11 protein-coding genes are annotated in these 14,264 nt (G+C 36.1%); 2 read left to right on the top strand and 9 right to left on the bottom strand.

Translation table 11 applies throughout. The features are described from left to right. Nucleotides 1-783: 783 nt before the first annotated feature. Complete coding sequence (locus ACTYBU_RS13160) at nt 784-1,179, top strand: hypothetical protein (RefSeq protein ID WP_445490418.1); 396 nt, start codon at nt 784-786, stop codon at nt 1,177-1,179. Continuing rightward, the gene (locus ACTYBU_RS13155) at nt 1,172-1,654 is read left to right on the top strand and encodes a hypothetical protein (protein WP_445490416.1); all 483 of its coding nucleotides are present in this window, start codon (nt 1,172-1,174) and stop codon (nt 1,652-1,654) included. The genes ACTYBU_RS13160 and ACTYBU_RS13155 overlap by 8 nt, the downstream gene beginning before the upstream one ends. Nucleotides 1,655-2,034: 380 nt before the next feature. On the opposite strand, the gene phoU is transcribed toward ACTYBU_RS13155, so the two are convergent. From phoU to ACTYBU_RS13110, 9 genes are all read right to left on the bottom strand, one after another. After that, the gene (gene phoU, locus ACTYBU_RS13150) at nt 2,035-2,688 is read right to left on the bottom strand and encodes a phosphate signaling complex protein PhoU (RefSeq protein WP_445490415.1); all 654 of its coding nucleotides are present in this window, start codon (nt 2,686-2,688) and stop codon (nt 2,035-2,037) included. Between the two features lie 219 nt (nt 2,689-2,907). Continuing rightward, nucleotides 2,908-3,681, bottom strand: coding sequence for a phosphate ABC transporter ATP-binding protein PstB (gene pstB / locus ACTYBU_RS13145; RefSeq protein ID WP_445490539.1), 774 nt, complete (start codon nt 3,679-3,681; stop codon nt 2,908-2,910). A 72-nt stretch (nt 3,682-3,753) separates the two neighbouring features. Then, nucleotides 3,754-4,632 carry a phosphate ABC transporter permease PstA gene (gene pstA, locus ACTYBU_RS13140; protein WP_445490413.1) on the bottom strand — a complete coding sequence of 293 codons (879 nt, stop codon included), beginning with the start codon at nt 4,630-4,632 and terminating at the stop codon, nt 3,754-3,756. Continuing rightward, nucleotides 4,632-5,582 carry a phosphate ABC transporter permease subunit PstC gene (gene pstC, locus ACTYBU_RS13135; RefSeq protein ID WP_445490412.1) on the bottom strand — a complete coding sequence of 317 codons (951 nt, stop codon included), beginning with the start codon at nt 5,580-5,582 and terminating at the stop codon, nt 4,632-4,634. Before pstC ends, pstA begins: the two co-directional genes overlap by 1 nt. A gap of 72 nt (nt 5,583-5,654) precedes the next feature. Beyond that, complete coding sequence (locus ACTYBU_RS13130) at nt 5,655-6,611, bottom strand: phosphate ABC transporter substrate-binding protein PstS family protein (RefSeq protein ID WP_445490410.1); 957 nt, start codon at nt 6,609-6,611, stop codon at nt 5,655-5,657. A gap of 292 nt (nt 6,612-6,903) precedes the next feature. Then, the gene (locus ACTYBU_RS13125; RefSeq protein ID WP_445490408.1) at nt 6,904-8,985 is read right to left on the bottom strand and encodes a peptidoglycan D,D-transpeptidase FtsI family protein; all 2,082 of its coding nucleotides are present in this window, start codon (nt 8,983-8,985) and stop codon (nt 6,904-6,906) included. 278 nt (nt 8,986-9,263) lie between these two features. Beyond that, nucleotides 9,264-11,363 (bottom strand): peptidoglycan D,D-transpeptidase FtsI family protein, encoded by a 2,100-nt coding sequence (locus ACTYBU_RS13120; protein WP_445490406.1) that lies wholly within the window; start codon nt 11,361-11,363, stop codon nt 9,264-9,266. A 533-nt stretch (nt 11,364-11,896) separates the two neighbouring features. Then, complete coding sequence (locus ACTYBU_RS13115) at nt 11,897-13,114, bottom strand: MFS transporter (protein ID WP_445490404.1); 1,218 nt, start codon at nt 13,112-13,114, stop codon at nt 11,897-11,899. Nucleotides 13,115-13,305: 191 nt separating this feature from the next. Further along, nucleotides 13,306-13,914 carry a superoxide dismutase gene (locus ACTYBU_RS13110; RefSeq protein ID WP_445490403.1) on the bottom strand — a complete coding sequence of 203 codons (609 nt, stop codon included), beginning with the start codon at nt 13,912-13,914 and terminating at the stop codon, nt 13,306-13,308. Nucleotides 13,915-14,264 lie beyond the last annotated feature (350 nt).

Genomic DNA, 14,264 nt, shown 5'->3' with positions numbered 1-14,264 from the left:
ACTGATGGTTAGTAGAACTTATCGGACCTTTACGGGCAGTTATCCCCCACCTAGCTTCTTCGATTCCTCTGCATCTTGAGGGGGGGCTTACTGCCCGTTAAGAGTGGGATAAAATAGCAGGGTATGTCCCAGTCAGTCTTTGTTGACCATTTATTTATATATTCATGTTATCACCGAATGAGAGATGCTACAATAAACAGATTTTGTCGTAAAATGCTATCATTAATGTCTAGTAGACTTTAACGCAGTAAAAAATTTTTTTCTTCCTATATTTACATAATTAATAGGCTTTATTTCGACAGAAGAGAACGAAAATATAAATGGTAAACGACATTTTTTTGTTTATGCGGCACTTTTCGTACGGTACTTGGAGACGATCGGAAACATTTCGATCTATAAAGTGAACCTTCCATCAGTGGGATTTGTACATCCCACACTAATGGAAAGCTTGAGTTCCACAGGATGTGGATCACACAAACGTTGCCACAGGATGTGGCGATCTTCGTTTGTGTACCTCCCTCGGATCATTACGGGCAGTTGTCCCCCACCTAGCTTCCTCGATTTCTCAGCATCTTGAGGTGGGGGTTTTACTGCCCGTTAAGAGTGGGATAAAAAAGACAAGGATGCAGCTTTTTTTTATGACAACGAAAATGCACGAGCCTAGACCCAATCTTTTTTTGTCTATTTTAGCACCCTGTGCATGAATGAACGTTAAGTGGTAGAATAAAAGCATATGCCAATTTATACAACAGCGTAATTAAGTATTTCTATAGAGGTGACGATATGTTTATTTTAATGATTTGTTTATTATGTTTTTCCATTTTCCTTTTTTTGTTTTCTTTTTTTGCAAAAGATCCTTACAAAATACTACAGGATGATCTAGATCAACTGTCTATCCAAAACTACCAAGAACTATATAAAGTCAAAAAGAAATTAAAACTATTAGAAGAAGAATTATTATTAGATGAAATAGATATGCATACACCCTCTATGCAGAGCACTACATTCGATTCTTTTCAAAACAGCAAAGATATTCACGCCATTATAAAAAATCAAGTTTGGTCACTAGCATCTCAAGGTGTACCCATAAACAATATTGCAAAGCAATCGTCTTTATCAATATTAGAGGTGCAGGAGATATTAAAGGAAATGCCAAAAAAGGGGAACAATGATGAATAAATACAGCATACGCTCGTTTGCCTTTGGCGTTTTCTTTACTGTAAGTCTAATTGGCTCTTATTACTTTTACAGCGAAAAGGATCAGGACTCTACAGCAGTGCCGGACACAAAAGAAGCAAAAAGAGTATTAAAAGAACAGGGCTATACCCTTATAACGAAAACAGAATTTGAACAGCTGGAAATACAGCTAAAACAAAGCAAAGAACAATTAGCGTCGGCAAAGTCTGACGAAAACAAAACACCGGCTATAAATGATGATAAAGAAAATTCTCTTTCCTATGACTTATATATTGTAAATGGAATGTCCATTTCGCAAATTGCCGAACAGCTGGCAAACAAAAAAATCGTTGATAATAAAGAAGAATTCGAACAATATTTAATTAAAAATAATTATCATACAAAAGTACAAATAGGTAAATTTACCGTTGCAAATAAAATGAGCTACAAGGATATTGCAAACCTTATCACCAAATAATCTTTTTCTTCCATTATAAAAGGCTGTTTTCTCAAAGTTTGTTGTTTTTCACATAAAAAAATGGGAGAAGAGTACTTAGCAGCCTGCATACACGCAGACTCCTGTGGGAATGCTAGAAAGACTCGGGTGCAGCAAGAACGAATACGACGAGGAGACTTGACGCTCGCCCTTGGAAGCAAAGGGTATGCAGGCTTCGAGTTTAAAAGCAACAATCTATACGAAAAACAGCCTTATAAAAAAATCTCTCTTTTCACTATTTGGTTCCAGCCAAATTTGTGAAAGAGAGATTTTTTTAACAACATGCCAGATTAGGTGTTTTTAACATGGGCAATGAGAACCAATGCATCAGCCCTTAGGCTATTGTCCTTAGAAATGGTTTCTTACCAATCATAGTGCCTTCCTTTTACTAAATAAAACACACTTTCAGCAATATTGGTTGTATGGTCTGCTGCCCGTTCTAAATAACGGCAAACGAAAGCAAGATGAGAGATCTGTTGTACATACTCCGGATTTTGCCTGCTGATTTCCATAAGCTCGCTTATCGCATGTCCGTTAAGATGATCTACTTCGTCGTCCATGTCTGCTATTTTTTTTGCAATCTTTGTATCTTCTTCATTAAAAGCTTTAATTGCAAGCTGAAGCATGTTGCTTGTAATTTCCAGCATCTTTTTCACATGGACAATCGGCTTCACTAATTCCTGATTGCCTATTCGAATCGTCGCTTTTGCAATATTTACAGCAAAATCTGCAATCCGTTCTATATCTGTAGCGATCTTTATGCCCACTATGATCCTTCTTAAATCAATAGCAACAGGCTGCTGTTTCGCAATAAGCAAAATAGCAAAATCATTAATTTCTTCATACATCATATCAGCCTTTGCATCATTATCAATTATCTCAAGCGCCAGCTCAATATCTTTTGTTTCCAACGCTTTCAATGATTGATGCAGCGCATCTATGGAAAACTCACCAAGTTCCGTTAATTTTAATTGCAGCTCTTTTAAACCTAATTCAAATTTTTCTCTAACTGGCATCCGATTCCGCTCCTTTATATTATATTACATTTGATAACGCAAACTTATGCGTAGATAGCTTGCATTTATCCCACACTTAACGGTCAGTAAGACCCCCACCTCGGGAATGCTGAGAAATCGAGGATGCTAGGTGGGGGATAACTGCCCGTAAAGGTCCGATAAGTTCAACTAACCATCAGTGGGAGATGAAGCAACCCCCCACTGATGGAAAGGTTCACTTTATCCGAAACGCCCAGTAATATAGTCCTCCGTTCGTTGATCCGTCGGATTAGAGAAAATTTTATCTGTTTGATCAAACTCAACTACTTCCCCACTTAAGAAAAATGCTGTTTTATCTGAAATGCGGGCAGCCTGCTGCATATTATGTGTCACAATAATGATACTATAGTTTTCTTTTAATTCTTGAACCAGCTCTTCTACTTTTAATGTAGAAATAGGATCCAATGCAGATGTTGGCTCATCCATTAAAATAACATCTGGTTCAATCGCTAAGCATCTCGCAATACATAAACGCTGCTGTTGCCCACCTGATAATCCAAATGCATTTTGGTGCAGTCGGTCTTTTACTTCATCCCAAATTGCAGCACCTCTTAAACTTTTCTCCACAATTTCATTTAATATTTTTTTATCACGAATTCCATGAATTTTCGGACCATATGCTACATTTTCAAAAATCGACTTTGGAAATGGGTTAGGTTTTTGGAATACCATGCCTACTTTTGTACGTAATTCTTCTACTCCATAGTCTTTGTCAAAAATATTACGTCCACGATAGTTTATTTCACCTGAAGTTTTTACACCTGGAACCAGCTCAATCATTCGATTTAATGTTTTAATATAAGTTGATTTTCCGCATCCTGATGGCCCAATAATAGATGTTACTTCATTTTCCTGTATATCTAAATCAATGTTTTTTAGCGCGTGATTTTCACCATACCATAAATTCAATTGATTTGTTTTATACACAATGTTATTATTCGGCATGCTTGTCATCTTTCCTTCTCTCGTTGGTTTTGCGATTACTGTACTGTTCATTTTGAATCCCCCTTTATCCATATCAAAAGACTAATACCGTTTCTGAAACTTATTTCGAATAATCACTGCCACTGAGTTCATCACAATTAATAATCCTAATAATACAATGATTCCTGCTGCTGCCAGATCTTGAAATGCTTCCTGTGGTCTTCCAGTCCAATTGTATATTTGCATTGGCAAAACAGTAAACATATCAAAAACTGTTCTTGGCAAAAATGCTAAAAACAATGGCAAACCTAAAACAACCAGCGGTGCTGTCTCTCCAATCGCACGAGATAAGGCTAAGATTCCTCCCGTTAAAATCCCTGGAATCGCTGCAGGCATTACGACGCGGACAATAGTCTGCCATTTTGTCGCCCCCATCCCTAAAGATGCTTCTCTTAGTTCATTCGGAACCGATCTTATTGCTTCCTGTGCAGAAACAATAATAACAGGAAGTACTAATAAACTCATCGTCAACCCCGCTGCTATTACACTTGTACCTAAAGACAATGCTCGAACAAATATCGTTAAACCTAATAAACCAAATACAATGGATGGGACTCCAGCTAGATTCGAAATATTTAATTTTATAAAAGCTGTTAATTTGTTTTTATTAGCATATTCTTCTAAATAGATAGCTGTTCCTACCCCGATTAATAAAGAAACAGGAGCAACAACTGCCATTAGCCAAACCGTTCCAATGAGAGCCGTATATACTCCCGCCTGCTCTGGTTTACGAGATGGCAAACTTTGCAGAAATTGTAAATCTAAATAGCCAATTCCTTGAGTCAATACCCGATAAAAAAGGATTCCCAATACTACTAGTCCAAACATCGTTGCACAAAAGAACAGTGCACGCAAGAGGATATTTTTTATCCTTCTTGGTTTCATTCTTTGTAAAACTTTTGTATGATCAATTAATTTCATTAGTATTCCTCCCTAAAACGACGAGAGATAAATTGAGCAAGTAAATTCATGCATAAAGTAAATAAAAACAACGTAAACCCTACAGCATAAATACTATAATAAATCGTTGTGCCATATCCTGCATCACCTTGACTTACTTGAACAATATACGCTGTCATCGTCTGAATTGACTCTGTCACATTTAAGCTTAAGTTTGGTGTACTTCCGCCAGCTACTGCCACAATCATCGTTTCTCCAATTGCTCTTGATAATGCTAAGACAATGGAGGCTACAATTCCTGAAATAGCTGCAGGCAGCACTACCTTTAATGCCACTTCCAATTTGGTCGAACCTAATGCTAATGCTCCTTCACGCATAGAGCGGGGTACAGAACTCATCGCATCTTCTGAAAGGGAAGCAATCATCGGCGTAATCATAATTCCGATGACAATACCTGGACTTAAAGCATTAAACATTTCAAGGGAAGGCATAATTCCTCTTAAAACAGGTGTTACAAATGTTAAGGCAAAAAAGCCATAAACAATTGTGGGAATACCTGCAAGAACCTCTAGTATCGGTTTAATAATACGTCTTGTATTATCGGATGCATATTCACTTAAGAAAATGGCAGATGCCAACCCAATTGGGACTGCTACAATAGCTGCAATTCCCGTTACTTTTAATGTTCCGGAAATCAATGGCATAATCCCAAAAGAACCTGGCTCTGAAAATGGATACCATTTTTTAGCTGTTACAAACTCCCAAAAAGAAACACGTTCAAAAAAAGTAAATGTTTCTAAAAGCAGTGTAAATAATATTCCTAGTGTCGTTAATATTGACAGCCCTGCCGTTACCATTAATACTTTTGGCATCAGCTTTTCCAGAACTTGATTTACACTTCCTTTTTTCTTTTTTTCCTCAATCATCTGTTGTACAGAAAGTGATTGCTGAGTTGAGTTTCGCACACTCATATTGAAGATCCCCCTTTATCCACATGCCAAGATGGAAAGCTAAATACAAAGCTTTCCATCAAACAAACTTTTCTACTTGACTGCTTTAATTAACTCTAAGTCTTTTTTATATTCTTCATCTGGAAGTCTAACATAACCAACATCTTCAGATAGATCACCAGCATTATTGATAACAAAATCCACAAAATTTTTCACTTCTTCTTTTTTCAAAGAATCATTTTTCACATAAGTGAATAATGGTCTTGATAATGGTGCATATTCTCCACTTTTAACTGTTTCGTTTGTTGGCTCAACTGGACCATTTCCACCATCTATTGGAACTACTTTCAATTTGTCTTTATTTTCCGCATAATAAGCATAACCAAAGTAGCCAATAGAATTTTTATCACCAGTAACCCCTTGTACTAATACATTATCGTCTTCAGATAAAGTTGCTTTTTGAGCAATCGGCTTTTCTTCTAAAATAACTTCATCAAAGTAATCAAATGTTCCGGAATCTGTACCAGGTGAATATAATTTAATTTCTTCTTCTGGCCATCCTTTACGAATGTCCGACCATTTTTTCGGTTTTCCATCTTCCAGCCAAATTTTCTTTAACTCATCTAATGTTAAATGATCAACCCATGTATTGTCTTTATTTACAACAACGGATAATCCGTCATAAGCTAATCGTAGTTCTGTATAGTCAATTCCTTTTTCTTCTAATTGCTTTTTTTCTTCATCTTTAATTGGACGTGAAGCATTGCTTAAATCAGTATCTCCTGCAATAAATGCTTTAAAGCCACCGCCTGTACCAGAAGAAGCTACAGATACTTTTACATTCGGCTGCTCCATTTGATATTCTTCTACAATTGCTTCCATAATAGGATAAACAGTGGATGAACCATCTAATTTTATTTGACCTTGGAGTTGCTTTGTGTCTTCTTTTCCAGCATTATCAGTGTTGTTGGATGCCCCACCGCCACAAGCAGTTAGTGTAAGCACAGCTCCTAATAATGCGGTAAAACCTAAACGTTTAAAGCTCTTCATTTTCTCTATTCCCCCTAAGGATGGTTGTTTTGTTTACAAACTAACTATAAGTTCTTTGTGTTAATCATGTTTTAACCTAATGTAAAGGTTATGTAAATTTGCTGGATTATTTGGTATTTTGTCGATTTCAATACTCACTTTTTCTTTATAAACATGGAAAAATTCATATTAAATACAGCCTCCCTTGTATATATTTTTGGTTAATGCTTTAAAATAAAAAAGGACAAAACTATTTCTACTAGTTTTGTCCTTTTTTATTTTATTATTCCTTCTCTTTTGTTTAACTGTTTATTTATCTTTCTTTTTTTAATTCAAAATATGCATCAAATACTCTTTCGCCTATTTTTTTATTTATGCCGTTATCAACGCTGCCTTGGTAAGCCCATGGAACCATCACAGCCATCGCTACTTCTGGATTATCCGAAGGTGCATAACTGATTAAACTTAAATTATATACTTCAGGTGGTTCCTTATATTCACTTCTGGAAGGTCCATCATAAAATGCTTGTGCTGTACCTGTTTTAGCTGCAGGCGAATAGGTTTTTCCTCCAAAAGCAGTATAAGCCGTTCCTTTTGGCGTTTGCGCCACCATCTTGAATCCCTGCTGCACTCTTTTTATCCATTCTGGCTTTGCATCAATTGTATTTAAAACTTTCGGTTTAATTGTTTCAATAACTGGTCCTAGTCCCTTATCGTCAGATACCGGATCCCGAATCTCTTTGACAATATGCGGTTCCATCCTGCTGCCGCCATTGGCAATTGTGGAAACATATTGAGCAAGCTGCATCGTTGAATACGTATCATACTGACCGATTGATAAATCAAGGAGAAAACCCGGCATTTGTGTATTGGAGCCTTTAAAGCCAGTTTGTTCATTTGGCAGATCAATTCCTGTACGAACTCCTAAACCAAATTGAGCATAATAATTCCTCAACGTTGTAAATGCAGTTGGGCTAATGCTTAACGGCTGATTAAATTCATATTGGCCTCCGCCAATTTTAATCGCAGTTCTAAACATATAAACATTTGAGGATCTTTGCAATGCCGTTAAATCATTAATGTTTCCCATATAAGTCCATGATTTTTTTAATGGCGTTCCCGCTATTTTAATTCCTTCATCACTTTGAACGGTTCCAGGAGAAATGGCACCTGTTTTATATCCAGCTAAAACAGTAGCACCCTTTACAACCGATCCGACATTATACGTTGTTGTAATATTGCCGAGAGCATCATCTTGTATTTCTGTTTTGCTTGTTTTTTCATCCTTTACTAGCCGTTTCCCAGCCATAGACAAGACTTCTCCCGTATGAGGATCCATTAAAACGACATATGCACGATCCAAAAGCTTGGTTCCTGGTGATTGTTTCGCTTTTTTTAATTCTTCTTCTATTATTTTTTCAACTTTCAGCTGCAATTCCATATCAATAGAAAGAACAAGATCATTCCCTCTTTTTCCTTCCGTAATTACTTCCGTGCTTGTGATATTGCCGCTTTTATCTGTTTTATTGCGAACCTTTTCCTTTTGCCCTTTTAAGACATCTTCATATTCCATTTCTATATAGCTCGTACCTACTCGATCGTTTCTGCTATATCCTCTTGCCTCATAATAGTCCAGTTTTTCTTCAGGCAAGCCTCTATCAGAAGAGCTTACATTGCCCAACACTGATTTTAATGTATCTTTAAACGCATACATTCTATCCCAATCTGTGGTTGTATCAACCCCAGGCAGCTTCTCTAAGTTTTCGCTAACCGTTGCAAGTTCTTTAGCTGAAACATCCTTATTTTTTACAATTTGCGGCGTCAGTTTATAGCCACTTGTAAATTCGCGATAAATAGCGATTACTTCTAAATCTTTTTTTGTTACTGTTTGAAGTTCTTTCTCTGTAATTCTTTCTAGCTGTAATTGATACACTTGTTGATTATATTCATCTTGATCCGTAAATTTTTCCAGCAGCTTCTTTTTCTCAGTGGATGAAACTAGTTTAGCCGCTTCATCCGGATGCTGCATGACCCAAAAATCCTTTTTATCCCGATCTGTTACCTTTTTTGTATCTTTTTTAATATATTGTGACAATAATCTAGCCGTTTTTATCATTTCTTCTTGCTTGGCACCGGAATTGGTATACGTAATGGCATTTTTCGGTTTATTATCAACAATTGTTTTTCCTGTTGAATCATAAATTTTCCCACGAGGCACAGATGTATTCACCGTTATGTCTTCTGTTTTTTCTAATTCTCTTTTATAATCTTCTCCATATACAATTTGTACAAACCCTAAACGGAGTATTAAAGCAGAAAATAATAAAAATACTCCAAAGAAAATTATATTAAGACGAATTGGCAATGTCTTTTTCTTCTTCTTTCCCAACTTCAAACCACTCTTTCTTTTTCATTCTTTAACTATTGTAATTGAAATGATAGCATAATTCTATTAATAACCTGTTTGAAGAATATCCCATTTCAATTAGTAATTAATTATTTTTAATATTCCTAATGCCTATAGTATTTGCTGCCGCAGCAGGATGATTCCTATCTTCCACTTCTGAAGAGAAATTTCTCTCATAAAAAAATACTGTTGCTTTCCCCTTTTTTATCCATAAAAAAACAGGCTCCTTAATCATTCTGTACGAATGAGGAAGCCCGCTTTAGATGTTAATTATTTTCTTCTTTTTTTAATTCAAAATATTTATCCATCACTCGTTTCCCGATCGTCATATTAGGTGAAGGACCTCGATCTGTTGTATACACCCATGGCACAAGGACAGCCATTGCCACTTCCGGATTTTCGTAAGGAGCATAAGTCACAAGACTTACGTTCATTACTTGAGGAGCATTTTTCCCGTAATTGCTACGCAATGGTCCATCATAAAAGGCCTGTGCTGTTCCAGTCTTTCCAGCCGGCTGATAGGAAGCTCCGGCAAATAGTGAACCAGTTCCACCTGGCTGCATAACCATTCGGAATCCTCTTTGAACCTGCGGCAGCCAGCTAGGCTGTAGATCTAATTTATTTAAAACTTTCGGCTGGATTTCCTGAACCATGGCGCCAAGACCATCTTCTCCTTTGGAAGACTCTCTTACTTCCTTTACCATATGCGGCTGAATGCGATATCCCCCATTGGCAATAGTTGATACATATTGTGCTAATTGCATATTTGTATATGTATCATATTGTCCAATAGATAAAGCCATTAATTGATAAGGCGTTAATTCTGGTCCTCTATAACCTGCCATTTCATTTGGCAAATCAATTCCTGTTCTAACTCCTAAACCAAATTCATTAAAAGAGTTTCGGATTTTTGAAAATGCTGCAGGATCAATATCCAATGGTCTATTGGGCACATAATGGCCTTTTCCAATCCTAATGGCCGTTTTAGCCATATAAACATTGGAAGATTGCTGTAAAGCAGTTAAATCATTAATAGTCCCCATTATTTTGTAAGATTTAAAAGGTCGAGAATCTGGTATATGCATAACCTCATCATTAATCGGCGTATAAGGATGAATAACTCCCTCTTTATATCCAGTTAACACCATAGCACCTTTTACAGCAGAACCGACATTATAAGATGTCGTAATATTTCCCAGCGCAAAATCCTGCATCTCTGTATTCCCATTTTCGTCTTTGCCAAGCATTTTGCCGGACATGGTTAATACTTCTCCTGTTTTTGGCTTCATTAATACTACAAAGGCTCGATCTAACAAATAGGTGCCAGCATAACTTCGTTTTGTTGCTCTTAATTCTTCTTCAATAATCTTGTCTACTTCCTGCTGCAGCTTCATATCGATGGTTAATACAAGGTCTTTTCCCGGTTCTCCATTAGAAATGGTCGTGGAATCTACAATATTTCCAGTTTTATCTTTTATATATTTAACTTTCTTTTTCTGTCCTTTTAATATATCTTCATATTCATTTTCTAAATAGCTGAGACCGACTCGGTCATTCATATTGTAGCCCTTAGCGAGGTATTGGTCCTTTTGTTCAGCAGGAACTCCTCTTTGCGAAGAACTGACTTTTCCAAGGACGGTTTTCAGTGTATTATCATAAGCAAACGTCCGATCCCAGTCTTTTATCGTATCCACTCCTTTGAGTTCAGCTAAATGTTCACTTACTTTTGCAAACTCCTCTTCTGAAACACCCTCATTTTTAACCATCACAGGTGTATAATAATAGCCGCTGTTAAACGTACGGTAAATTGCCAATGTTTCGAGCTGAAACTTAGAAAAGCTGTTTATTTCTTTTTTCGTAATTCTTGAGCGAAGCAACTCATTATATGCTTTTTGATATCTTTTCGAATCATTGGAATATTGCTCTTGTAATCCAGCATTTTCTTTTTTCGAAATTTTCTTTTTTGCTTCATCATTATGCAGCAAGATCCAAAAATCCTTTTTATCTATTTCCGTTATTTTTTTCAGATCCTTATCTGTATCCAAAGTGATCAAATTAGCCAGCTTTTCTGCGGTTTTTCTCATTTCATCTGGCTTTACGCCCCAGTTTGTATACGTTATCGCATTTTTGGCGGCATTGCCGACGATAACGTTCCCATTTCTGTCATACATTTGTCCACGTGGGACTTGTGTACTGATAATAACGTCTTCTTTTTTTTCTAATTCCCGCTTATATTCATCTCCGTACACAATCTGTACAAAGCCTAATCGCATAATTAAGGCTGAAAACAGCAAAAATACAGCAAAAAACAATAAATTTAACCGAAGTGGAAATTGATTTTTTTTCTTTTTTTTCTTATTCCCCATTTAAAACACCACTCTTTCCCCACACTCCCTATTTTATAGGATATTTTTGGTTATATCTAGGTTAAATCATTAATTTATTCCAGTTTCTACTTATAAAAAGGCTATGTATAGCTCATTGTTGATTTTGGCACTTATGTTTGAAAAACCCTTTAGAATTACTGAGCAGCCTGAATAAACGTAGACTCCTGCTTAGATAGGCGAGAAGAAAACAGTAGTGAAACGACGAAGCGGCTCAGGCGTAGCCCCGCGGAAAGCGAAGTGTATTCAGTCTGTGGGTTATGTGGGGGAACAAACAACAATCTATACGAAAAGAGTCAAACTAAAAAAAGCAGTACAGCATGATTTTTTGTGAATCACCGCTGCACTGCTATAAAGTCGTTTTATCCCACTCTTAACGGGCAGTAATACCCCCGCCTCAAGATTCCGAGAAATCGAGGAAGATAGGCGTTGAAACTCGCCCGTAAAGGTCCGATAAGTGCAACTAACCATCAGTGGGGGATGAGGAAAACCCCCACTGATGGAAGTTTACTTTATCAAAGTGGTTCAAAATGGATTTTCCTTGTAAAAAAGTAAATAAAGGAGTGTCCAGTTCCTAAAGCAAATAAAATATAGGGCAATATCTGCTCTGTTTCAAAGAACACTACAGCTGCAAGAAAGATAAGTACAGAAAACAAACGGCCTAAATTTAGGAACATTTCCCGAACAACTATATATTCTATTCTCATTTCTCCAGCATTCCAGCCTCTCCCAATTACATCAAATGTTAAACTCGTATAAGGAACAAGAATTAATGGATAGGCAATTGCGATCACTCCTGCATAAATCAATAATTTCGTATAAGAAAAATCAAAGATGATAATAAACATGGATAAAAACAATAATGTTCCTCCGGTTAAAATGGCTTTATTACGATTGCCATTTTTGATTGTTCTCGAAACAATATAATATGCTAAAAACGAGATTCCTGAATTGATTAAGCCAAATTTCCCCAAGGCCATTTCACTTCCCGTTGCAATAAATACAAAAACGGTAATCACAAAAGCAAATGTTCCTTCCCTTAAGCCTTGGAAAAAATGCGCAGTCGTTATGTAGCGCCAATTGGAATTATTTTGCCTTTCTTTAATAATTCGTTTAAATAAAAATTGTCCGCTTGCAGGCCTCCTTTTTAAAAAAAAGCTTAAAACAACAGCAAGAGAAAATAACCCTAAGGAAATACCGAATACAACCATGTATCCAGAGGACTTCGAAAAGGCAGAAATAATGTATCCTGCTGCTATCGGACCGATCATGCCGCCAACAGATGATAATATGCCTAAAAATCCATTAAAAAAATCCCTTGTTTCCGGTTCTGTTACCTCAAATGTCAATACATTAAATGCCAGCCAGTAAAAACCGTAGCCAATGCCAAGCAAACACCCTAATAATAATAAGAAGGAGGATGCATTATCACCAATAAGCAATACAGACAAATAAAACAGCGCTAAAAAAATAACGCCAATTCGAAAAACGATGACTCTGTCAATTTTTTTTGCCCATCTGCCAGCTAATATAAACGTTACTAATTGAAAGATAATGATTGCCATATTATACAAGGCTAAATCTTTAAAATCTCCAGACTGCTTCCATAAAAATATATTTACGAATGTATTGGAAAGAGCAATACTTAAAGCATATAATCCTCCGATAAGCAACAATAAATTTAAATCTTTTGTTAATTCTACATTTCCAAGCATTTTATTTGTTTTCATCATAAAAAACTCCCCTTTGTTCTAGGGTAGTTTCTAACAAAAACAAGCTCGTTATTCATGAAAGCGGGAAATACAAAATTGGTAAATGGATAAACATTAAACAATATAAAAATGCCCAAAAGATTTCATTTATGAAATCTTTTGGGCAATATAAGTACTATATTGTGTTTCCGTCGAAATTAAACCGTTATTTATTATTTTGCTGCTTGGTAACGTTTTGAAACTTCTTCCCAGTTAATAACGTTGAAGAATGCATTAATGTATTCAGGACGACGATTTTGATAATTTAAGTAATAAGCATGCTCCCAAACATCTAACCCAAGGATTGGTGTTTTACCTTCCATTAATGGCGAATCTTGGTTAGGTGTGCTTGTTACTTCTAATTCTCCATTGTTGACAGCTAGCCAAGCCCAACCTGAACCAAAACGAGTTGTAGCTGCTTTAGAGAATTCTTCTTTGAAATTTTCAAAGCTGCCAAATTTGCTGTCGATTGCACTAGCTAAATCGCCAGTTGGTTCTCCGCCGCCTTCAGGAGAGATAACTTCCCAAAATAAAGAATGGTTTGCATGTCCTCCGCCATTATTGCGAACTGCTGTACGAGCAGCTTCAGGCACTGCATCTAAATTAGAAACAACTTCTTCTACTGTTTTAGAAAGAAGCTCTGTATTTCCTGCTAATGCATTATTTAAATTGGTTACATACGTGTTATGGTGCTTCGTATGATGAATATTCATTGTTTCTTTATCAATATGTGGTTCTAGTGCATCATAAGCATAAGGTAATTGTGGTAATGTAAAAGACATTTTTGTTCCTCCTATGTACTGGTTATATTTTTTAAATTACTTCTTTTAATAATAGTAATAAACCTATTTCTACACTATTAATATAAGAAGTCCTTTGAGTAAACAATAGCAAATAAATTTTATTCTTTCAAACAATTTGCTCTTCTTTTGACAACCTTAAAGTACCCTAATTTCCCCCTTAATAAACCTTGTTATGTTAAAAAAATATATGAAGGCTTCGTTTAATAAAAAAGCACACATTTGTGATTTATGTCACAAAAAGGATAACAAAAAAAGAGAAGCAGAAAAGATAATGGAAAAGGGTTAGTCTTATACAAGGATAGAAGTTCGCAAAATTGTCATTATTAGCC

It is taken from the genome of Niallia sp. 03133 (assembly GCF_052663225.1).
Note: the sequence above shows the minus strand (reverse complement) of the source record. Positions and strands in the feature narration are given on the sequence as shown.

What these genes read in the sequence shown, in the direction of transcription:
- ACTYBU_RS13160 (WP_445490418.1), top strand. Translation starts at nt 784, where the DNA reads ATGTTTATTTTAATGATTTGTTTATTATGTTTTTCCATTTTCCTTTTT.
- ACTYBU_RS13155 (WP_445490416.1), top strand. Translation starts at nt 1,172, where the DNA reads ATGAATAAATACAGCATACGCTCGTTTGCCTTTGGCGTTTTCTTTACT.
- phoU (WP_445490415.1), bottom strand. Translation starts at nt 2,688, where the DNA reads ATGCCAGTTAGAGAAAAATTTGAATTAGGTTTAAAAGAGCTGCAATTA.
- pstB (WP_445490539.1), bottom strand. Translation starts at nt 3,681, where the DNA reads ATGACAAGCATGCCGAATAATAACATTGTGTATAAAACAAATCAATTG.
- pstA (WP_445490413.1), bottom strand. Translation starts at nt 4,632, where the DNA reads ATGAAATTAATTGATCATACAAAAGTTTTACAAAGAATGAAACCAAGA.
- pstC (WP_445490412.1), bottom strand. Translation starts at nt 5,582, where the DNA reads ATGAGTGTGCGAAACTCAACTCAGCAATCACTTTCTGTACAACAGATG.
- ACTYBU_RS13130 (WP_445490410.1), bottom strand. Translation starts at nt 6,611, where the DNA reads ATGAAGAGCTTTAAACGTTTAGGTTTTACCGCATTATTAGGAGCTGTG.
- ACTYBU_RS13120 (WP_445490406.1), bottom strand. Translation starts at nt 11,363, where the DNA reads ATGGGGAATAAGAAAAAAAAGAAAAAAAATCAATTTCCACTTCGGTTA.
- ACTYBU_RS13115 (WP_445490404.1), bottom strand. Translation starts at nt 13,114, where the DNA reads ATGATGAAAACAAATAAAATGCTTGGAAATGTAGAATTAACAAAAGAT.
- ACTYBU_RS13110 (WP_445490403.1), bottom strand. Translation starts at nt 13,914, where the DNA reads ATGTCTTTTACATTACCACAATTACCTTATGCTTATGATGCACTAGAA.